Here is an 18,543-nt window from a genome sequence, read left to right on the forward strand (position 1 = left end):
CAAAAAGATAAAAAAAAGGCCCGTACTAACGGGCCTTTTGTGTATTCATTTACGCACTACCGTGCACACCGCCCGTTAAACTAGGGAGTGCCACCACCAAGCTGCAATTTTCATTGCTGTTGAAATTGTCGATAAACGCATGAATAACTCGCTATTTGGTTCAAACTTCAATAGGCATTGAAGCTGTAAAAACGTATACTCTGTGCCTATAGAAGAAAACAAAACGCCTTTTGTGTCAACCTTAAATTTGCATAAGACATTGAAAATAGATCTACATAGCCATACAAAATTCTCAGACGGCCATCTTACGCCCACTGAACTGGTGCTGCGTGCCCATACCATGCAGGTAGATGTGCTCGCAATCACAGATCACGATACTGTCGCTGGGCTCGATGAAGCGCATGCCACACAAGCGCAGCAAAAACGCCCACTTACGCTCATTGACGGTGTTGAAATTTCTACCCTTTGGCATGGTTTCGATATTCATGTGGTTGGGCTTAATGTAAATCGAGAGTGCCCTACGTTTCTTGCTCGCTTGCAAGAGCAAGCGAATGCGCGAGAAGAACGTGCTGCGTTAATTGCCGAAAAACTAGAAAAATGCGGGTTTGAGGGCGTGTTAGCACGGGCCAAAGCGCTTGCTGGAGTCGGGCAGGTAACTCGTGCTCACTTCGCCAGAGTGCTAGTGAATAATTACGATGTGCCTACCATGAATGCAGCATTTAAAAAGTATTTAGGCAAGGGCAAACGGGCAGCAGTAAAAGCACAATGGCCAAGTATTGATACTGCCATAACCTGGATTCAAGAATCAGGCGGGCAAGCGGTATTAGCGCATCCTGCTCATTACGACATGACCGCGAAATGGCTTCGCAGGCTCGTCGCATTTTTTGATCAATCTGGCGGAGACGCCATGGAAACCGCGTTTCCCGGCATCAATAAAACTAAGCAAGAGCTCATTAACGAGCTGGCGGAAAATCACAGTTTATTTGCTTCTGCAGGCTCTGATTTCCATTTTCCGTCTCGTTGGACCGAACTTGGAAAGAATTTAGGCATAAATAGTAAGTTGACACCTGTCTGGCATAATTGGCAGCATATCTAGGGTGTGGTGATTTTTGCTGTACATTTTTGCAGCGGGCTGTGAGCTGTTTAGACAAGGCGAATGGTTGAAGGTCTAGCGGGCTAAATCGAAATCATTCAACGCAGGGTAAATAGCTCACAGGCACTGCCTGAAAGGGGCGTTATGGAAGCATTTTACTCTTTGTCGCCGCTTTTTTTAATTGGGCCCTTTGACTAAGCCCACTAGGCCTAAAAGACTTTTTCGCGATTAAAATGCTTCCATTTAGCCCAAAACTCGTGCAACAAAGATTAACACGCCCTAACTACTTACTTAACTGATGGGATGAAGAGACACCATGAGCCAATTTTTTTACGTTCACCCAGATAACCCGCAAAAGCGCCTTATCACTCAAGCTTGTGAGTTAATTCGCGACGGTGCCGTAGTGGTCTATCCTACCGACTCTGGTTACGCCATCGGCTGTCAAATCGAGGATAAAAAAGCCTTAGAGCAATTGTGCCGTATTCGTCAGATAGATAAGGATCACAACTTCACGCTGATGTGCCGCGACATGTCTGAGCTGTCGATTTACGCAAAAGTAGATAACACGGCTTTTCGCCAAATCAAAAACAACACGCCAGGGCGCTATACCTTTGTGTTAAAAGCCACGCGAGAAGTGCCGAAGCGCTTACAAAACCCTAAGCGTAAAACAATTGGTATTCGCGTGCCAGACAACGCCATTGCGCTAGCACTGCTAGAGGAACTGGGTGAACCACTAATGTCTACATCGCTTATTTTGCCGGGTAAAACAGAAGCTGAATCTGATCCAGACGTTATTCGCGAGAATCTTGAGAAGCAAGTTGGGCTAATTATCCACGGTGGTTATATTGGCGAGCATCTTACTACGGTAGTGGATTTGTCTGACGATACGCCAGTGATATTACGTGAAGGGACCGGTGACATTACGCCGTTTCAGTAACGATAGTCTTTGCAGCGAAAACTGACGTTGAACGATGACACAAATACCCAAGAGGCGGGCGCTGTGCTTGCCAATACCGACATGCCCAGCAATGGGTCTAAAGGTGGCGAGCTTATCAACGCAGAACTTACCAACGCCGATTTAAACGAAGAGCGTAATAACAGCGAAAAGCAGCCTCAGGTACCTGTTCAGCAGCCATTACCTCTGGCGTTTATCAACGGTGAGGCGTTGATTGAAAAGCCAGAGGACTTGTTCATTCCTCCCGATGCTCTCGAAGTGATTCTAGAAACGTTTGAGGGGCCGCTAGACTTACTGCTGTATCTTATCAGAAAACAAAAGTTTGATATCACCGTATTGCCCATTGCTGATGTCACTAAGCAGTACATGGAATATGTGGATGCCATGATGGCGCTAAAGCTTGAACTTGCCGCAGAATATCTTTTGATGGCGGCGATTTTAGCGGAGATTAAATCTCGCTTGCTACTGCCCAAGCGAAGTGATGAAAGCGATGATGAGGAAGACCCTCGCGCCGAGCTTATACGGCGTTTGAAAGAGTATGAACTGGTAAAACAAGCCGCGGAAGACTTAGATGAGCAGCCGCGCTTAGAGCGTGATGTGTTCAACGTTGCTGTTGCAACAAGCTCTAACGTAGTGCCTATTAGGGTTGAGCCAGATGTGACCCTTGCTGAGGTGGTATTGGCATTTAGTCAAGCAATGAAGCGGGCTGAAGCCTTTGAACACCATACCATTGCAAGAGAGGCGCTAAGCACGCGAGAGCGCATGTCATTGATATTGAGTCTGCTCAATAGTACAGACTTCTCGCCACTTGAGGCGCTTTTCACCATGGAGGAAGGACGCGCTGGTGTGGTGGTATCGTTTTTAGCCATTTTAGAGCTAATGAAAGAACAACTTATTTTTTGCATACAGGCAGGTCCTTACGCCAAAATTCATGTAAAATTGGGCTCACATGAAGAAAATTAATACCGCACAGCTAAAACAGCTAGTTGAAGCTGCTATATTTGTAGCAGAAAAACCCATTACAAAACAGCAGTTGAAAGAGTCTGTGCTGAGCGAATTTACCGTGGCGGACAGAACCTTAAGCAAGGTAATTAACGAGCTGATGTTAGATTATCAGCCCCGCGGAATTCAGCTAATTGAAGTAGCAAGTGGCTTTCGATTTCAGTCCCTTGACGCGCTTAGCCCTTGGTTAAGCAAGCTATGGCAAGAAAGTGCACCAAAGTATTCGCGCGCAATGTTAGAAACATTGGCGCTTATTGCGTATCGTCAACCTATCACCCGCGGCGAAATTGAGCAGGTGAGGGGAGTGGCGGTAAGCAGCAATATTATAAAAACACTCACAGAACGAGATTGGATTAAAGTTGTAGGGCACAAAGAAGTGCCTGGGCGTCCAGCGCTTTACGCTACAACCAAAGGTTTTCTAGATTATTTTTCTATGTCATCACTGGCCGATTTGCCAAATGCAGATGCCTTTGAAAATATGGCAGAAAGTATTGAATCTGACTCGACGCTTAAGGTGTTAAATGAGGCACCGTCAACACAGACCGTGCGACCGTAAACAAGCAAACAAAGAGTGAAGTTACCCATGACTGAAAAGTTGCAAAAAGTACTAGCTAACCAAGGGCTAGGCTCGCGACGAGAAATGGAACGTTGGATTGACGACGGAAGAGTATCGGTAGATGGTACCGTTGCAACCCTTGGCGACCGCGTTGACAACACCGCAAACATTCGCGTTGATGGCCATTTGCTATCCCGCCAAACCGAACAGCCTGTGTGCCGTGTTCTTATGTACAACAAGCCTGAAGGTGAGTTGTGTAGCAGACACGATCCAGAAGGCCGAGATACAGTGTTCGACCGACTTCCAGCAATACGCCTAGGGCGTTGGATAACGGTAGGCCGCTTAGATATGAACACCAGTGGCTTATTGCTGTTCACTAACGACGGTGAGCTCGCCAACCGCCTGATGCACCCTAAGTGCGAAGTGGAGCGAGAATACGCAGTACGTGTATTTGGTGAAGTTACTGGCAAAACCATCAGCACCCTTAAAAAAGGGGTTCAGCTAGAAGATGGTGAAGCCAAGTTCCTCACGGTATCTGGCGCTCCTACACCGCAACTATCCGAAGACGAAAGTATGAACCGCTGGTACAACGTTACCCTAAAAGAGGGGCGTAACCGAGAAGTTCGTCGCTTATGGGAGTCTCAAGGGGTTCAGGTAAGCCGTCTTATCCGCGTAAAGTATGGTCCTATCGAACTGCAAAAACGCCTGCCTCAAGGTGCGTGGGTGGAACTTGAACTATCAGATGTTAACGCGCTGAGAAAGCATGTTCAGTTAACTGAAGAAACCCAGACCATGGTGAATGTGAACCAACAGGGCAAGCTGGATCACGTTAGGTTAAGCCGCATGCGTCGCTCGGTGAAAAAGCACAAAGTGCGCAAGCAGCAGGGGCTTAAAAATAGAGTGGGCCGCGCTACTAAGCGCAAATAAAGCCGAATACTTTATTTAGCGCAAGTTTAGAGCAAAGAAACGCAAAAAATAGTAAAAGTGAAAAAGGGCGGCATGCCCTTTTTCTTTATCTGCCACTTTTCACAAAATCTATCTAGCAACGTTATATGAGCTTAGCTAAGTCAGAGCATTCTTAACCGATTGCTTACGTGTGTTGGGCAAGGGTTAATTCAAAACTAAAACACGTTCCGTGGCCTAGCCGGCTTTCTACCCGTAAATCTGAATTCAGCAGCGCCATAAGCTTTTTACAAATAGCTAATCCTAACCCTACGTGGCTAAGGCTACCTTTCTCTGTATTGCTAGCTTGATATCTAGCATCGAAGATAAACGCAATTTCCTTGTCGCTTATACCTACGCCAGTATCACTAATATCTACCCGCAATTTTTCATCAAAAATAGTGACTTTTAAGTCAATGCTTCCATTGGGTTGCGTGTGACGTATCGCGTTGGCAATTAGGTTGGTAAGCACCCGCTCAAGCTTTCCAATATCTGCAAATACGTGATACTCGAAATGATTGGGAATAACGCGAATAGTAATGTCTTTTTGCTTTGCATCTAGCTCAAATTTTGCTGCTACATCATGAAGTAACTCTCCTAACGGAAATGACTCTTGATGCAGCATTACTTGGCCGCCCTCTAAGTACGCCAGTTCAAAAATTTGGTCGATGAGATGCTTTAGATTTTTCGCATTTTTCAAAGATACATCAATAAAGTATTGTTTGTCCTTTTGGGACAGGTTATCACCGTTAATTGCCAAAGTTTCGATATAGCCCTGCAAACTTGCCAAAGGGGTTCGCAGGTCGTGGGATAAGTCGGCCAGCAGCACGCGTCGTTGGCTATCAATCTTATTTAATTGCCTAAACTGATCATCAATGTGCATTAGCATATCGTGAAAACCACATCCTAGACGGTCTATCTCATTGGTGCTGTTCTTGTCCCACTTGGCTAAAACGGGCAGTAACTTTTCTCGATCAAATTCTGCTTTGCATACCTTATCCATGTCATCACTTAAGCGCCTAAGGGGGTGAGTGAAATATTTGAAAAGGATCAAAAGCACGGTTAATAGCAAAGCCATACCCACAAACATAAACAACGCCACTTCTCGCATGCTTTGGCTGTTTTTCAAATTAGCAAGAATGGAGTCGTAACGCTCACCGCCAATAATCACATACAAGTAGCCTTGAAGCGTGTCTTGCTTGTATACGGGAGCGGCTGAAAAAATCTTATGCTGGCCTAGGTTTCTTGGGTCATCTCCAAGAATAGGTAATTCAATGTCGGTATTCACTAGTTGAAGAATGGGGGTAAGATCGATTTTCTTTACTTTTACCTTACCTGGCTCTGCTGAGTAGGTAAGTATTTGACCTTGCGGACTGAGATAATAAAATTCGAAATTGGGCCCTAACACCATCAGCGTGTGAAATAGATTCTCTAACGCTTTGTAGTCATAAACCCCTTCTTCTAGCAGCGGATTGTCGCCAACTAAATGCTCAGCCAAACCAATGTGGAGTCTTTGCTCGGCTTCTTCTTGAGTACGCTGCTGCAGTAAGTTAGTGACGTAAAAGCAGGCAACAATAACGACCATAAATACGCCCACTACATACAGCGCAAGGCGAGGATAAAAACTGAGTTTCATTGGTTTGTTCCTTATTTGCCCACACCTTGTGGATTGAATTTATAGCCAACGCCCCACACGGTTTGCACAATTTGGGGCGCGGTGGCGTCTTTTTCTAATTTAAATCGCAGCCGGTTGATGTGAGAGTTAACGGTATGCTCATACCCGCTATGGTGGTATCCCCATACCGACTCAAGCAGCTGACTTCGACTGAACACCTGCCCAGGATGGCTGGCTAAATGATGAAGTAATTCAAATTCGGTAACGGTAAGTACTAATTCTTTTCCCTGCAAAAAGACTTCATGGCTCTGCTGGTCAATGGTAAGGCTTCCGATGGTTAAGGAAGCGTTAGGTTTTTGCTGGCTGTTTTGAGTATTCTGGTTGTTTAACAGGGCGTGAAATTTCCGCAGTTGTGAGCGCACCCTGGCCTGTAGTTCTCGCACACTGAAGGGTTTTGTCATGTAATCGTCGGCGCCTAGCTCTAACCCTAACACTCTGTCGGTTTCCGACGTTTTTGAGGTAAGCATAATAATAATTTGCATCGGAAGCGCTTCCCGCACCTGTCGGCAAATATCTAAGCCATTGAGCGATGGCAACATAACGTCTAATATCACAATGGCGTATCCACCCGTCAATGCGCTTTTAAGTGCCGCTTTGCCATCAGATTGATGCTCAATGTTCACCCCCAATTCTTGCAAATTGACTCTCATAAGATTTGCTATATCTTGATCGTCTTCAACGATTAATATTGTGTCAGTCATCCGAAGCGTTCCGCGCGCTAAAAATAAGTAGAACGATGAAAAGGCGTTAATCTTTCATCCGATTAACGCTTTTATTTGGTGAGTCGGTTTGTGTCAGGGGCATTGGGTAACATTTTTATCAAACGCTGGTGCCAATTGCCCCTTGGAACACATTCATTTTACTCAGTTCGGGTAATGTGAATGCGGATAACTGGGTTGTCGAACTTGTGCTGTGAAGACAGGGCAGACTGGGGCAGTCCGTCGTCACCGCTCACGACACCCGGATGCATCGAAATATAGCCAGTGTCATCACGCTCGGCATTAAACCCTTCTCCGTTAGCCGCGGGGCCAGGCATTGTTGCTGCACTTTCTGAATTCGATTCTGTACCAGAGTCATAAGCAGGGCGAGAAGTAATGTAGGTTTCACCAACCTCAAGGCTGGATAAGTTCCAGTTACTCATTCCGGTAAACGCATCGTTGGTATTGACCAACATAGTGGCAATAGTCAGGTTGGCATCTGTGACATCATCCACTGTCACACTTATCGTTTGCGAATCGCCAGGCGGTATAGGGCCAGTGCCCCCAGCGCTTGCTACACCCTGTTTAAGAAATTCTGTAGCGTCGCCACCTTCGGCTATGCGCTCTAGCTCAACAGAGGCGACGTCACCAATCTGCCAAAGGGTATCGTCACCATGTAATACAACGGCAGGTGGAGATAGAGGCTGTGCATTGGTTAAATTGGTTACAGTAACTTCATAGCTCACGGGCACTGGCGGTGGAATTTCTGCCGGTACTTCAACAATCACCTCTCTGATTTCGTCATCACCACAAGCGGCAAGTAAAAAAGGGATTAGCAATACAATAGCTTTTCGAAAATGTTTTGTCTTTTCTTGCAATAAGTTGGTCATATCCTGCTCCTTATCGCACCGTTACGGTGACTTTCGCTACAGGGTTCAACCAGCGATGAACGGCATTATTTACGTCGCTTGCGCCTTCAGTTAACGAATCATCGCCAATGTTTCCTCTGTGTATATGAACAGTTTGGTTAATGTCTGCTCCGGCAACGCCGGTTCCGCCAGTGCCCAACATGTCCTCTAACGGGGGTGGAACAGGCATTCCTGCTTCTCCTAATGCGCCACTACCGCGCACTTCGTCATTGGCCTCTGTGCCTGCATCATAAGCATTGAGATAAACGGTATACGTGCCCGCCTCTGTTGGAATTTGCCAGTTGTCTAACCCAATAAAGCCGTCGTTAGATGGAAGTACCATAGCAACAACAGACAACACGATGTTGCTATCAGCTGTCGTGATATCCGCTGATGCTGTCATGGTTGGGGCTAACAATCCGCCCGCTGGATTGGCAATAACATCCGCTCCAATGGCGTCGCCGATGGTTGCTATACCTTCTAAGCTCCCACCTTCTGCCATCATTTGTAACTCGGTACTCGCCGTTTCACCCACCTCAAAAAGGCTGGCATCTGCAGAGTGTGCTACTGCTGCAATGGGGGTGAAATACAAGCCGTGAGTTAAGTTTTGAATTTCTACAGTCAAATCGGCGGCAACACTGTGTTGGGCTGTAAAAACTAATAACGCTGCGGTAGTAAGTTTACTTAGTTGTTTCATGGGTATTTCCTCAGTTATCAAAAAGCTCTTATGAACAAGTTCTTGCAAGTAGGCGCTCATGTCTAAGCAATACTGAGGGGGAAATGTCACAAAAGTATCCCAAAAATCAGACAAATTTATTCTCTTGAGATAACAACTATTGCAGTGTTTTTTATTGCACACATTTCTATTCCCCCCCATCAATATCAACAAAAAATAGCGATCCACTGTTGCAACCACCCGTAGGAAATAACGTACAAGTTGTTTTAAAATGACAAGGAGGAAAGATGAAAGACATGCCGCAGTTGGGAATGGGAACATTCCGTTTGGAAGCCGAACAGGCTAGGCAAGCAGTGAGCGACGCACTTGAAGTAGGGTTTCGCCATATCGATACTGCACAGTTTTACGGTAATGAATCTGAGGTAGGCGATGCTATTCAAACCAGTGGGTTAAAACGCGCCGACTTTTTCGTTACTACCAAAGTTTGGTATGAATCATTAGGTGAAGACCACTTCATGGCAAGTGTCCATGAAAGTTTAGAAAAGCTAAAACTTGAATATGTAGATTTACTTCTTATACATTGGCCCTATCCAGGTAATGATATAACCCTTGAAAGTTACTTAAATCGTTTAAAACAAGCGAAAGAACTCGGGTTGGCTCGACACATTGGCGTATCTAACTTTACGATAGACCAGATGGACCAAGCAGAGAATATTTTGGGTAAAGGTGAAATTTATACCAACCAAGTAGAGTTTCACCCCTTCATGCAAAATCACGCAGTGGTAGATGCATGCAGAGAAAGGGGCATTAAGGTAACCGCCTACATGCCATTTGCGGTGGGCAAGGTGATGCACGATGATACGCTCACAGCGATTGCTAAGAAATATGATGCTTCGGCTGCTCAAGTAGTTCTATCGTGGATGGAGAAACGCCATATCTATGCAATACCTTCATCAACCAGTAAAACACATCTGGCAGAAAACTTAGCTTATGGTGGAGTACAGCTATCTGATGAAGAGCTAGAGGCAATTGATGAACTGGATAATGGCGAGCGAATTGTCGACCCTGACTTTGCTCCCAAATGGGATTAAAACAGTAGAGTACTGATTAGGTAGACTAACAAAGCGTTAGTTACAAAAAGACAACGCAAAATAAAGAGTAGCGATTGGACAGAGCACGTAACAGATTCTGCCTTTCGCTGCTTGCTTTCGCTTTTACAAATAGAAGCAGAAAATCAGCGATTAAAATAACAAAGCCTCCTAATTTCTCGAAACTTCTAATTCTTCCAAACCTCTAAATTTTCAAAAGCAATCGACTATATTTTGATGGTTAACCCTCATCGGTTAAGAGACAGTTTTACTCCTGCCAGTAAGCGAGTAACGCCGCCTACATTGTCCACCCTCACAAACCAGTCGGTATTGTGCTGTCTAGACAACACACTGCTAAATTCCACAGAGCCACCGTGTCCGGTGCCTAAAAAGTCTTCAGTAAGCTCTACGCGTTCACCAAAACCATCGTCCACATAAGAGTAGTAAGCGAAGTACTCGATGGGGTAGGGCAGGCTCACACGTTCTCCAGAGAATTCGCCACTCATACCGGCAACAAATTTATTTGCTGATGCATCAATGCGCTGCACGTTTTCAAAAAACAACGTGTTGTCACTGGAATAGTTGAAGCGATATTCAGCGCGCAGGAAATCACCACGTAGCATTCGCTCTATGCTGGCTTCATAGCTGTGCCGTTGACCCATTCGTGCTGAGTATTCAACTTCAAAGTAGTTGTCATCGCTGTTTCCTTTGCCAATATCTAACGCATGGTTAGCTTGTTCATTGGCAAGTTGCCCTACAACAACTTCTATAGCGCTATTATTGCGAAGAGAACGAACGTGTCGAAAGCCAGTTATCCACCCATCTTTCGATAGCCCTGTAGAAGAAACTCGGCCTTTGTACGTAGGTATTATTCCAAATTCTGTTTTTCCGTACTCACTTTCATGACGGGCATAAAGTCGCCTAGCGTAGAGGTAATCGGTGTTGCTACTGCCAATGGTATTGTGGCTTGAAGAAAATCCGTCACCAGTTACAACAAAGCTATGCAGCGACCACGCTTTTGATAGCGAAACGGAAGGGTAATAACGAAAGCGATACTGCTCTCGACTAGGTCTATTCGAGCGATTGTCATAACGCAGCTGAATGTCTAGCTTTTGTGAAAATTTCACTGAATCAGCACTTATGGTGGTATCGGCTGCTGCACTTTCCTCACTTGCCGCACTTTCCTCACTTGTTAAAAGGGCAAGCAATACCATCATAACAGCTAGGCTAAAAAGGTTACTGAGCCTATTGAGTAAAGTCCTATCCACACATGTTCCTTGTCATTAATTGTCATCGATAACACGCAGCGTAGAGGGTGAACCGACGCACTATTACGAATTCTACTGCAGAAAAAAACGTATTTTACACGTTATTGGGGAAAGAATCGTTGCGCCAAGCTGATTAAGTTACTGTGAATAAGCCAACGATGACCTTTCTGCTCAAATAATGAGATAGAGGCTGGGTCTGGTAGGCCATAATAATTGGCTTGTGTGTCGTTTTGCGGTATCGAAACTAGCACCACGCCGTCTGCTATACGTTTTGTCGCGGCGATCATGGCATCTAAGCCTGCAGGGTAAATGGCAAGCATATTGTCAAAATAGGACCGGTTGTAGTCAGTTTTGATAGGGTGGGTAGACAATATATCGCCCGTATCAATACCTCCATCTTGTATGCGATGTAACGTGCACCCTATATGAGATTCGTCCCTTAGCATCGCCCAAAATGTTGCCATAATTCCGCGGTACTGTGGCAATAATCCCGAGTGCAGATTGAGTACTCCGTGTTTGGGCACGTCAAGGGCGGGGGTTTTTAAAATACGGCCAAAGCGCACCGACAATATTAAATCGGGTTGGCAGCGCTCTAATATAGAAAGGCCGTTACCTTTGTTAATCTCTGACACGGGATGGATGTCGACACCACGCTGTTGCATGGCGTCGAATGTGAGAAGTCTCGGTGTTTCATCGCCTTTTTTTTCACAAGTTTCTTTTACACAAACTTCTTTGCCAGAAGCTTTTTGCCCAGAGATTAGCGCAGGAAAGAGAATTTCAGTGAATAGTGTGTTTTCGTAGAAGGACAACGCCTCAAGCGCTTTAGGCCGATGGTTCTTGCCACCTACCTGCGCAGTCATTAGCACACTAAAATGATGTTCGGGTAGGGCCGTGACAAGACGATTTGCGGCCAAATTACTAGCAATATCTAAGTTGCAAAGAAGTGTAATGCGCATAATCGTCCTTTCAAAACGGCTTCAATAAAGTGTTTTAACTAGGGCGGGGGACCGATACTACACCGCTAATCTCATTCCCAGCAACACCAACATAATCACGTTAGCAATAATACCGATTAAAAAGAAGTAGCTTCTTGGGCTTGGGTTCTTTTCGGTGGCAATGGCATAGTAAAGCGCCATGTGAATGACTCTCGCGATAACATAGACCCATACACAAAGCGCAAAAACTGGGCTTTGATAATTAATAACAAAGGCAAATAACACGGTACCTATAAATAAAGCACTGTTTTCAAGCGTATTGTGAAACGTGCGATGCGCTCTAAAGACAAAGCTATCATGTGATAAATCGTCATCTATTTTGCCTGGGACTGCATGGGGTTGTTTCGCTTTGCTCACCGTTGCAACGCCCCACTGCACGAGTAAAAGCAATAAATACAAATAGAAGGCGAAGTAAACTGAAAATGTGATATCTGTCATGGATAAATCCTTTACTGAGTTTTCCGTGTTTTGCGATAGTCGCAACCCTTATAAGGTGATTAAAAATAACGCTGTAAAAAACAGGTTATGGAAAGCACTTTGCAAAAAACACTGGGCAAAAAACACTGGGCAAAAAGCACTGTGTCAAAAGCACTGTGTCAAAAGCACTGTGCAAAAAGCACGCCTCTATTATTAGCAGCGCTTTACTCGCTTAAAGCGCAAAATCAACGAAGGCCGCTGTAATATATTCCAAATTACTTATAAAAATTACACGGGAATTCCGGAATTATCTCCGTCGCATCAAGGATATATGACGCTTCTCACTTGTAATAACCTCGTCGTGAAAGGGAAAATGAACGACTATCAAAGGAGTCCTCTGAGTGAGTATTAAGGCTTGGCTGAAAGCTAAATGTATAGTGAGTAACAATAGCGAATAGCTGAATGTGACAATCGCTAAATAAACGGCAGCAGAACATGGCTTAAATCTTGTAGGCTTTTAAGTATGTAGCAGATAATAAAACGCTCAGTAAACGTCGCGGTGAGAATAACTAGGATTCGTAAAAAACAATGCAATTAATTTATGTTGACGATAATTTACCCGGCATATCTCGAAAGCCAAAGGGCAAGCAATGGCAGTATTTCGATCCTATCGGAAAATCCATACAAGATGCAGATGTTATTGATAGGCTAAATGGCTTAGCGTTTCCGCCAGCCTATAAAAATGCGTGGTTCTGCCCTGAAGAAAACGGCCATATTCTAGCGACTGGGTTTGATAGCAAAGGGCGCAAGCAGTACCGTTATCATCCGGAATTCAGAGCTCAGCAGGAGGCAAAAAAGTATGAGGCCTGCGGTGTTTTCGGTAATAAGTTACCGCTTCTTAGAGCGCAATTGGAATCTGACTTACAAGGTGACGAGCTTACTGTTCAGCGCACGTTGGCTGCGGTGGTCAGGCTAATGGATTTAGGCGCCTTGAGAATTGGCAACGAACGCAACGTTAAGCAAAATAAAAGCTACGGTGCCACAACGCTTCGCACTCGACACGCAAAACTTACCGGTAAAACCATTCAGCTGAACTACCGTGCTAAGTCGGGAAAGGAGCGAGAAGTCAATATCACCGACAGAGTGCTTAGCCATGTAATTAAAGAGCTGCAGGATTTGCCAGGTCAACACCTCTTTCAATATGTAAGCGATGGAGAGCGTACTAATGTGACCTCAGGTGATGTCAATCAGTATATTCAAGGGGTCATGGGTGAATCGTTTAGTGCCAAGCACTTTAGAACGTGGCGAGCCAGTGTGATTGCATTTGAAGAACTGGCTTATGCAACAGGCGAACTTACTCTTAAAAGCACGCTTGGTACGGTGTCTTCTCAACTTGGTAACACGCCAGCCATTGCTCGTAAATCTTATGTGCACCCAGAGTTAATTGCATTGTGTAAAGAAGATGGGGCAACTCAAGAGGCATGGAGAAAGTCTTTAACACTACCGAGAAAAACGAAATATTTAAGCCGCGCAGAGCGAGGCTTTTTAGCATTCTTGGAGCGCTAGCTATACAGCGTTAAGCATAAAGGTAAAAACGCCGTAGGTATTGCTACGCTAAGTGACCTATCTTAAGCAATTGATATAGCCCGCTGGATCCAAAAAACTGATCCGCGATTAAACCCCCTCCATTCAGATAAAAATTCGCACACCAAAGGTTAACATGGCCTAATAACGCGGGCAGGGTTTCCGCCAATGATCACATTATCACCAAAGGATTTGGTTACTACAGCACCCGATGCAACCACCACATTATTACCAAGCTTCACACCAGGGTTTATTACGGCCATTCCACCTACCCAGCAATTGTCGCCAAGCGTGATTGGTTTTGCGAATTCAATGCCGGTGGCACGCTGCACGGGATCTATTGGATGTGTGGCGGTATATAAACCAACTTGTGGTGCCAACATGCAGTTATCACCAATGGTGACCTTGGCGGCGTCTAAAATAACGCAATTGAAATTGGCATAAAAGTTCTCACCCACAACAATGTTTTCACCATAGTCACATTTAAACGTAGACTCGATGTACAGGCGTTTTCCCGTTTCGGCGAACAGAGATTTAAGTAACTGTGTGCGCTTTTTATGTTCAGTCTGACATATACTATTGAGAATATCTAACTGCTTACGGCAGTCTTTACGACGTGCCGTAAGGTGTTTATCTGAAGGGAAATAAAGCTCGCCTGCGAGCATTTTTTCATGTTCGGTCATGTAAATTTAGTGCCTATTCGGTAAACAATACGGTAAACGATTATTTCGCGTCGGCGTAGCTTACAATAACCTTTCCTTTGATGTCTTTATTTTCAATCTTGAGATCAACTGGTCGCTCTAATATTACAGACCCGTGCAATGTCACATTAGACCCTATGGTAAGGGTGGGCATGTGGTCATCCTCGTCTATCCATTTGCTGTCGCTACTTTTATAAACGATGTTGCCGAAAATAACGCTGTCGCCTTCAATATCAATGTCGCCATTAACAGTAGCTAGGTCTTTTTCGATTGTTACGTCGGTAATATGAATGTCGCCATTTACCGTTTCTATATTCCCGCCTATTTCACCATGAGAATCAAACGATATGTCGCCATTCACCGTTTCTACATCTTGCGTTACAGTGACATGAGATGCAGCGAAAATATCACCGTTTACAACATCAATTCTTCTCGCTGTTACGTGACTTTGCATGTCTAAATTGCCGTTTACTATGCTGATGTCCTCGGCACTGCCGTGATCATCAATATCCACGTTACCATTGATTGATGAAATATCACCGGCATGCTTACCGCTTTTTATATCAACGTTGCCAAGCATAGTACTCACGTCGTTTCCATCCATAGCGCTAGCGTTACCCACATGAATAACACAGCCGCTTAATAACGCTGTACTGACTACAATCATGGCACCAGCGATAGAAGACTTTTTCATTTTCGTTCCTTTGAGAATCTATAATTTTATATTGAAGCGAGAAAACTAGTGGCGTAACGCAGTACATGATTACGTAAGTAGTACGTCTTTATTCTCTCACTATGACTTAAATGTTGCTTAGCAGGTATTTAGCCAGTATGTAAATTAGCTAGCAGTTACCTCGTAGTATGTTGTTATCATGTACCGTGCCAAGTATTAAAAGCTATAAAAAACAAACATTTATTGAATTTCGGGCTGCTGGCTAGTACATTTTTTTCGTGGGTTTCATTATTAAGTTACTGAAAAAGCGAAATAATGATTTTTTTCGCTATTTGTGGTGATTATGTGTGCAGCAGAAGATGTGCGCTAATTCAAAGTTTAAGTACAAAGCTGAGCAGAACGTTCACATAAGGTATTACATAAAGTAAGCAGCCGAGTTGCACTGTGATGCGCTCAAACAGCGGCGTTGTGTTACGGCTAAGCAAGTAGATGTACTTAAAGCCTTTGTTTGCTGATAATGGGTCTGTAGTTTGCATAGTGGGTAGGAAAAAAGTCGAAGCAGAGAAAAAGATAGTGTGCGTTCAGGCTATTTCAATCATTGGGCCTTCTACACGGTTAGCATTTTTATTTAAAGGAAATAGCATGCAAGATAAGCAGTATCAGCTACACAGAGCTAAGCGTCAGGCGCTGGCATGTTTACTGTTTGCGGCGGGTGTTTTTGTGATCACTATCCTCATTCAAAAATATCAGCCTGATATTGCTCATACTTGGTGGCTAGGGCTTATCAAAATGGCAAGTGAAGCAGCCTTAGTCGGCGGGCTAGCCGATTGGTTTGCGGTCACTGCGTTGTTCAAACCTATTCCTTCATCTTATCCAATTCCTCATACCAACATAGTGGCGAATAATAAAAACGCTATTGCCAATAACCTTTCTGAATTCGTAAAGGAAAAGTTTTTTAATCCCCAAGCAATTGAAAAGCTTATAAGCGACAGTAACCCTGCGCAAGGTGCTGGCCGGTGGCTAGAAACCCCACAGAATGCGCAAAAGCTAAGCCGTTTTTTATGTGATGCGCTAAGCGGAATGTTAAGAATATTAGACGATAAACCGGTAAAAGCCTTTATTGCTAAAACGGTAGAGAAAGGGTTGAAAAATCTCGATTTAAACCAGTTAATCGCTACCTCACTAGGAGCAGTAACCAAAGAGCGCCAACACCAAGTTATGCTCGACAGGCTTCTCGGTAAATTAGCAGGATTACTCAGTCAACCAGATACGCAAGAATACATTGCCGATACGCTAGTGATATGGCTTAAGACTGAATACAGCAGACTTGAGAAGATTTTACCTTCTAGTTGGATAAGCGAGCAGGGCGCGTTAATAGCGGTAAAGGCTGTATCATCTATTTTAGAAGATATTTATCAAGACGAAGATCATCCAATAAGGCATGCATTTGACGAGCAGGTTAATGAGTTTTTACACGACCTACAGCACAGCCCTGGTATGGAGCAAAAAGTAAACGGATTCAGAGAAAAAGTTATTAACGATCCTGCGCTAAAGAATTATCTTCACAACTCGTGGCAACGATTTAACTTATGGCTGTTAAAATCCCTTGAAGAAAATGAGGGAAAAGCAGAGCAAAAGGTCGCGGGATTATTACAGGATTTAGGGGCTTCTTTGCGAAACGATAGTCAATTATCCCATTCATTCAATCAGCATATCGGTGAGGCTGCAAAATACATGGCGCCTGAGTTAGCCGAGTTTCTTACTCGGCACATTAGAGACACGATAAATAGTTGGGATGAAGAAGACATGGCAGAGCAAGTAGAGTTGAATATAGGTAGAGACCTTCAAAAAGTGCGTATTAATGGCACTATTGTGGGTGGGGGAATTGGCGCAATACTGTTTGGCATAGAGATGCTTATTGGTTTGTGAGAGTCGCTCGATACGCAATTCACTTCACAAAAAATGGAATATTCGCGTGTGCGGCGTTACCGTTTCCATCATACACATAGGCGTATAACCGATAAGCCCCTGGTGTTTTCGGTGCTTCAAATTCAATTTTTTGAGCAGAGGTATCTTTAATTAATCCATCCACAATCTCAGGGACTTCCTCTTTATCGCCACCTACTTGTGTTGCTGTCGATTCCTTTCTTATTTCCCACTTGAAGGTTAGTGAGTCTTTATCTGGGTCTACTGCATTGAGAGTTGCTTCGTACTTATCACCCATAAAAAGATACACGTTATCAAAGGCTACCTTGCCATCTAAGCCAATAGGGCTAACCCGGGGTGTTCGATTTTCTGGCCACCTGCCTGTCCATATATATTGCATTACATCAACAGCTTCTGTGCGCTCGCCAGAGTCTAAAAACATGCCGTACCAGGTGCTGGTGCGTTCTTGTTTTTGACCCCATAAAAACACATAGTTGCCGATAACTTGCTTCCCATGGGGCTGAATAGCTTTTAAATAGCTTTTGGCATAGTTACTGGCCTTTTCAGAGCTTGTTGTTTCAACGGGCGCGCCCCATTTTGTTTTATGCACTTCCCAGTGGCCTACAGCGCCCCATTCGGTAATCATGTAAGGGCCTGTGTAGCCGTAAGACTTGATATACTTGGGTAGGTTTACCACATCGGCATAAAGCTGAAAGCTAATGAAGTCTAATGATGTTGCTCGCTGGGTAATAGCATCCATGGCTTTTTTGTCAAAGCCAGCCATCGTTGTGGTAGTGGGGTGGTGTGGATCTAAGCTTTTGATCATTTCTGCGGTTTGGTCTACGGCGTCGTAAACTTTCGGGTTAGTGAAATCGAAGTTCAATTCGTTACCAATAAACCATGTGAGTAGAGCAGGGTGGTCTTTATATTTTATCACTTCTGCTTTCACCCGTTTTAATTGCGCTGCCACTGCATATGAGTCATTGTAATCAAAACCGTGGCGCTCCCGCGCAAAATCTAGTCCTAAAGACACCGTCATCCCTAACTCATGAGCTTTATCTAAAAGTTCAAAAGCCGAATAAGCGCCACCGTTAATAGACCAGGTACGAACAGAGTTAGCGCCATGTGCCTTCAAGGCTTTTAAATCAGCGCCATCCGCACCTGCACCTTTAACCACATAATGTTTACCTGCCCGGGTTAACACATAGCCTCCGTCTGAAGCTTTAGTTACCTCTACGTGAATAGCTTTAGCAAATAGGCAGGGTGAAAATAGTGCTAATACAGCGATTAGGAAATGTGTGTTTAAACGATGAAGTATGGCCACTGCATCACTCCTTAAGCGTGCCTAACGGTTTTCAATAACATGTAAACGCTGCGACACCCTAA

Annotated in this window: 18 protein-coding genes; 8 read left to right on the top strand and 10 right to left on the bottom strand. The window is 44.4% G+C overall.

Translation table 11 applies throughout. From position 1 onward, the window contains the following. Positions 1 to 259 precede the first annotated feature (259 nt). The 5 genes from V7R39_RS03745 to rluB all read left to right on the top strand — a co-directional run bounded on the left by V7R39_RS03745 (position 260) and on the right by rluB (position 4,533). Positions 260 to 1,096 carry a PHP domain-containing protein gene (locus tag V7R39_RS03745; protein WP_334028324.1) on the top strand — a complete coding sequence of 279 codons (837 nt, stop codon included), beginning with the start codon at positions 260 to 262 and terminating at the stop codon, positions 1,094 to 1,096. 313 nt (positions 1,097 to 1,409) lie between these two features. Continuing rightward, entirely contained in the window at positions 1,410 to 2,030 is a 621-nt protein-coding gene (locus tag V7R39_RS03750; protein WP_334028326.1) for an L-threonylcarbamoyladenylate synthase, read from the top strand. 81 nt (positions 2,031 to 2,111) lie between these two features. Further along, positions 2,112 to 3,011, top strand: a complete 900-nt coding sequence (locus V7R39_RS03755; RefSeq protein ID WP_438823513.1) for a segregation and condensation protein A — start codon at positions 2,112 to 2,114, stop codon at positions 3,009 to 3,011. After that, positions 2,998 to 3,606, top strand: coding sequence for an SMC-Scp complex subunit ScpB (gene scpB, locus V7R39_RS03760; RefSeq protein ID WP_334028331.1), 609 nt, complete (start codon positions 2,998 to 3,000; stop codon positions 3,604 to 3,606). Before V7R39_RS03755 ends, scpB begins: the two co-directional genes overlap by 14 nt. A 27-nt stretch (positions 3,607 to 3,633) precedes the next feature. After that, positions 3,634 to 4,533 (top strand): 23S rRNA pseudouridine(2605) synthase RluB, encoded by a 900-nt coding sequence (rluB, locus tag V7R39_RS03765; protein ID WP_334028333.1) that lies wholly within the window; start codon positions 3,634 to 3,636, stop codon positions 4,531 to 4,533. Between the two features lie 163 nt (positions 4,534 to 4,696). Here the strand turns inward: rluB and V7R39_RS03770 are convergent, their stop codons facing one another. The 4 genes from V7R39_RS03770 to V7R39_RS03785 form a co-directional block, all read right to left on the bottom strand. Next, positions 4,697 to 6,184, bottom strand: a complete 1,488-nt coding sequence (locus V7R39_RS03770) for a sensor histidine kinase (RefSeq protein ID WP_334028336.1) — start codon at positions 6,182 to 6,184, stop codon at positions 4,697 to 4,699. An 11-nt stretch (positions 6,185 to 6,195) separates the two neighbouring features. Beyond that, entirely contained in the window at positions 6,196 to 6,924 is a 729-nt protein-coding gene (locus V7R39_RS03775) for a response regulator transcription factor (RefSeq protein ID WP_334028337.1), read from the bottom strand. Between the two features lie 158 nt (positions 6,925 to 7,082). Beyond that, positions 7,083 to 7,811 carry a spondin domain-containing protein gene (locus tag V7R39_RS03780; protein WP_334028339.1) on the bottom strand — a complete coding sequence of 243 codons (729 nt, stop codon included), beginning with the start codon at positions 7,809 to 7,811 and terminating at the stop codon, positions 7,083 to 7,085. A 10-nt stretch (positions 7,812 to 7,821) separates the two neighbouring features. After that, complete coding sequence (locus tag V7R39_RS03785; protein ID WP_334028341.1) at positions 7,822 to 8,526, bottom strand: spondin domain-containing protein; 705 nt, start codon at positions 8,524 to 8,526, stop codon at positions 7,822 to 7,824. Between the two features lie 266 nt (positions 8,527 to 8,792). On the opposite strand from V7R39_RS03785, the gene dkgB reads away from it, so the two are divergent. Next, a complete protein-coding gene (gene dkgB / locus V7R39_RS03790; RefSeq protein WP_334028343.1) occupies positions 8,793 to 9,596 on the top strand; it encodes a 2,5-didehydrogluconate reductase DkgB in 804 nt (267 codons plus the stop codon). 245 nt (positions 9,597 to 9,841) lie between these two features. Here dkgB and V7R39_RS03795 read toward each other — a convergent pair whose 3' ends face one another. The 3 genes from V7R39_RS03795 to V7R39_RS03805 all read right to left on the bottom strand — a co-directional run bounded on the left by V7R39_RS03795 (position 9,842) and on the right by V7R39_RS03805 (position 12,294). Further along, positions 9,842 to 10,861 (bottom strand): hypothetical protein, encoded by a 1,020-nt coding sequence (locus V7R39_RS03795; RefSeq protein WP_334028345.1) that lies wholly within the window; start codon positions 10,859 to 10,861, stop codon positions 9,842 to 9,844. Between the two features lie 101 nt (positions 10,862 to 10,962). After that, a complete protein-coding gene (locus tag V7R39_RS03800) occupies positions 10,963 to 11,817 on the bottom strand; it encodes a formyl transferase (RefSeq protein ID WP_334028347.1) in 855 nt (284 codons plus the stop codon). 57 nt (positions 11,818 to 11,874) lie between these two features. Further along, positions 11,875 to 12,294: an MAPEG family protein gene (locus V7R39_RS03805; protein WP_334028349.1), complete on the bottom strand. Its 420-nt coding sequence runs from the start codon at positions 12,292 to 12,294 to the stop codon at positions 11,875 to 11,877. A 567-nt stretch (positions 12,295 to 12,861) separates the two neighbouring features. On the opposite strand from V7R39_RS03805, the gene V7R39_RS03810 reads away from it, so the two are divergent. After that, positions 12,862 to 13,839 (top strand): DNA topoisomerase IB, encoded by a 978-nt coding sequence (locus tag V7R39_RS03810; protein WP_334028351.1) that lies wholly within the window; start codon positions 12,862 to 12,864, stop codon positions 13,837 to 13,839. Between the two features lie 149 nt (positions 13,840 to 13,988). On the opposite strand, the gene V7R39_RS03815 is transcribed toward V7R39_RS03810, so the two are convergent. Together V7R39_RS03815 and V7R39_RS03820 are read right to left on the bottom strand one after the other, a co-directional pair. Next, the gene (locus tag V7R39_RS03815) at positions 13,989 to 14,540 is read right to left on the bottom strand and encodes a sugar O-acetyltransferase (RefSeq protein WP_334028353.1); all 552 of its coding nucleotides are present in this window, start codon (positions 14,538 to 14,540) and stop codon (positions 13,989 to 13,991) included. Between the two features lie 40 nt (positions 14,541 to 14,580). Beyond that, the gene (locus V7R39_RS03820) at positions 14,581 to 15,252 is read right to left on the bottom strand and encodes a hypothetical protein (protein WP_334028355.1); all 672 of its coding nucleotides are present in this window, start codon (positions 15,250 to 15,252) and stop codon (positions 14,581 to 14,583) included. A gap of 621 nt (positions 15,253 to 15,873) precedes the next feature. Between V7R39_RS03820 and V7R39_RS03825 the strand changes: the two genes are divergently transcribed. Further along, a complete protein-coding gene (locus V7R39_RS03825; RefSeq protein WP_334028358.1) occupies positions 15,874 to 17,160 on the top strand; it encodes a DUF445 domain-containing protein in 1,287 nt (428 codons plus the stop codon). Between the two features lie 19 nt (positions 17,161 to 17,179). Here the strand turns inward: V7R39_RS03825 and V7R39_RS03830 are convergent, their stop codons facing one another. Beyond that, positions 17,180 to 18,481, bottom strand: a complete 1,302-nt coding sequence (locus tag V7R39_RS03830) for a glycoside hydrolase family 2 TIM barrel-domain containing protein (RefSeq protein ID WP_334028360.1) — start codon at positions 18,479 to 18,481, stop codon at positions 17,180 to 17,182. Between the last annotated feature and the right edge of the window lie 62 nt (positions 18,482 to 18,543).

Source organism: Alteromonas sp. P256, assembly GCF_036864455.1.
In the GTDB taxonomy this organism is placed as follows: Bacteria; Pseudomonadota; Gammaproteobacteria; order Enterobacterales; family Alteromonadaceae; genus Alteromonas.

Excerpts from the sequence above, each read along its gene's own strand:
- V7R39_RS03750 (WP_334028326.1), top strand. The coding sequence starts at position 1,410 with ATGAGCCAATTTTTTTACGTTCACCCAGATAACCCGCAAAAGCGCCTT.
- V7R39_RS03785 (WP_334028341.1), bottom strand. The coding sequence starts at position 8,526 with ATGAAACAACTAAGTAAACTTACTACCGCAGCGTTATTAGTTTTTACA.
- V7R39_RS03775 (WP_334028337.1), bottom strand. The coding sequence starts at position 6,924 with ATGACTGACACAATATTAATCGTTGAAGACGATCAAGATATAGCAAAT.
- V7R39_RS03800 (WP_334028347.1), bottom strand. The coding sequence starts at position 11,817 with ATGCGCATTACACTTCTTTGCAACTTAGATATTGCTAGTAATTTGGCC.
- V7R39_RS03825 (WP_334028358.1), top strand. The coding sequence starts at position 15,874 with ATGCAAGATAAGCAGTATCAGCTACACAGAGCTAAGCGTCAGGCGCTG.
- V7R39_RS03805 (WP_334028349.1), bottom strand. The coding sequence starts at position 12,294 with ATGACAGATATCACATTTTCAGTTTACTTCGCCTTCTATTTGTATTTA.
- V7R39_RS03770 (WP_334028336.1), bottom strand. The coding sequence starts at position 6,184 with ATGAAACTCAGTTTTTATCCTCGCCTTGCGCTGTATGTAGTGGGCGTA.
- dkgB (WP_334028343.1), top strand. The coding sequence starts at position 8,793 with ATGAAAGACATGCCGCAGTTGGGAATGGGAACATTCCGTTTGGAAGCC.
- V7R39_RS03810 (WP_334028351.1), top strand. The coding sequence starts at position 12,862 with ATGCAATTAATTTATGTTGACGATAATTTACCCGGCATATCTCGAAAG.
- V7R39_RS03755 (WP_438823513.1), top strand. The coding sequence starts at position 2,112 with ATGCCCAGCAATGGGTCTAAAGGTGGCGAGCTTATCAACGCAGAACTT.
- rluB (WP_334028333.1), top strand. The coding sequence starts at position 3,634 with ATGACTGAAAAGTTGCAAAAAGTACTAGCTAACCAAGGGCTAGGCTCG.
- scpB (WP_334028331.1), top strand. The coding sequence starts at position 2,998 with ATGAAGAAAATTAATACCGCACAGCTAAAACAGCTAGTTGAAGCTGCT.
- V7R39_RS03815 (WP_334028353.1), bottom strand. The coding sequence starts at position 14,540 with ATGACCGAACATGAAAAAATGCTCGCAGGCGAGCTTTATTTCCCTTCA.
- V7R39_RS03820 (WP_334028355.1), bottom strand. The coding sequence starts at position 15,252 with ATGAAAAAGTCTTCTATCGCTGGTGCCATGATTGTAGTCAGTACAGCG.
- V7R39_RS03780 (WP_334028339.1), bottom strand. The coding sequence starts at position 7,811 with ATGACCAACTTATTGCAAGAAAAGACAAAACATTTTCGAAAAGCTATT.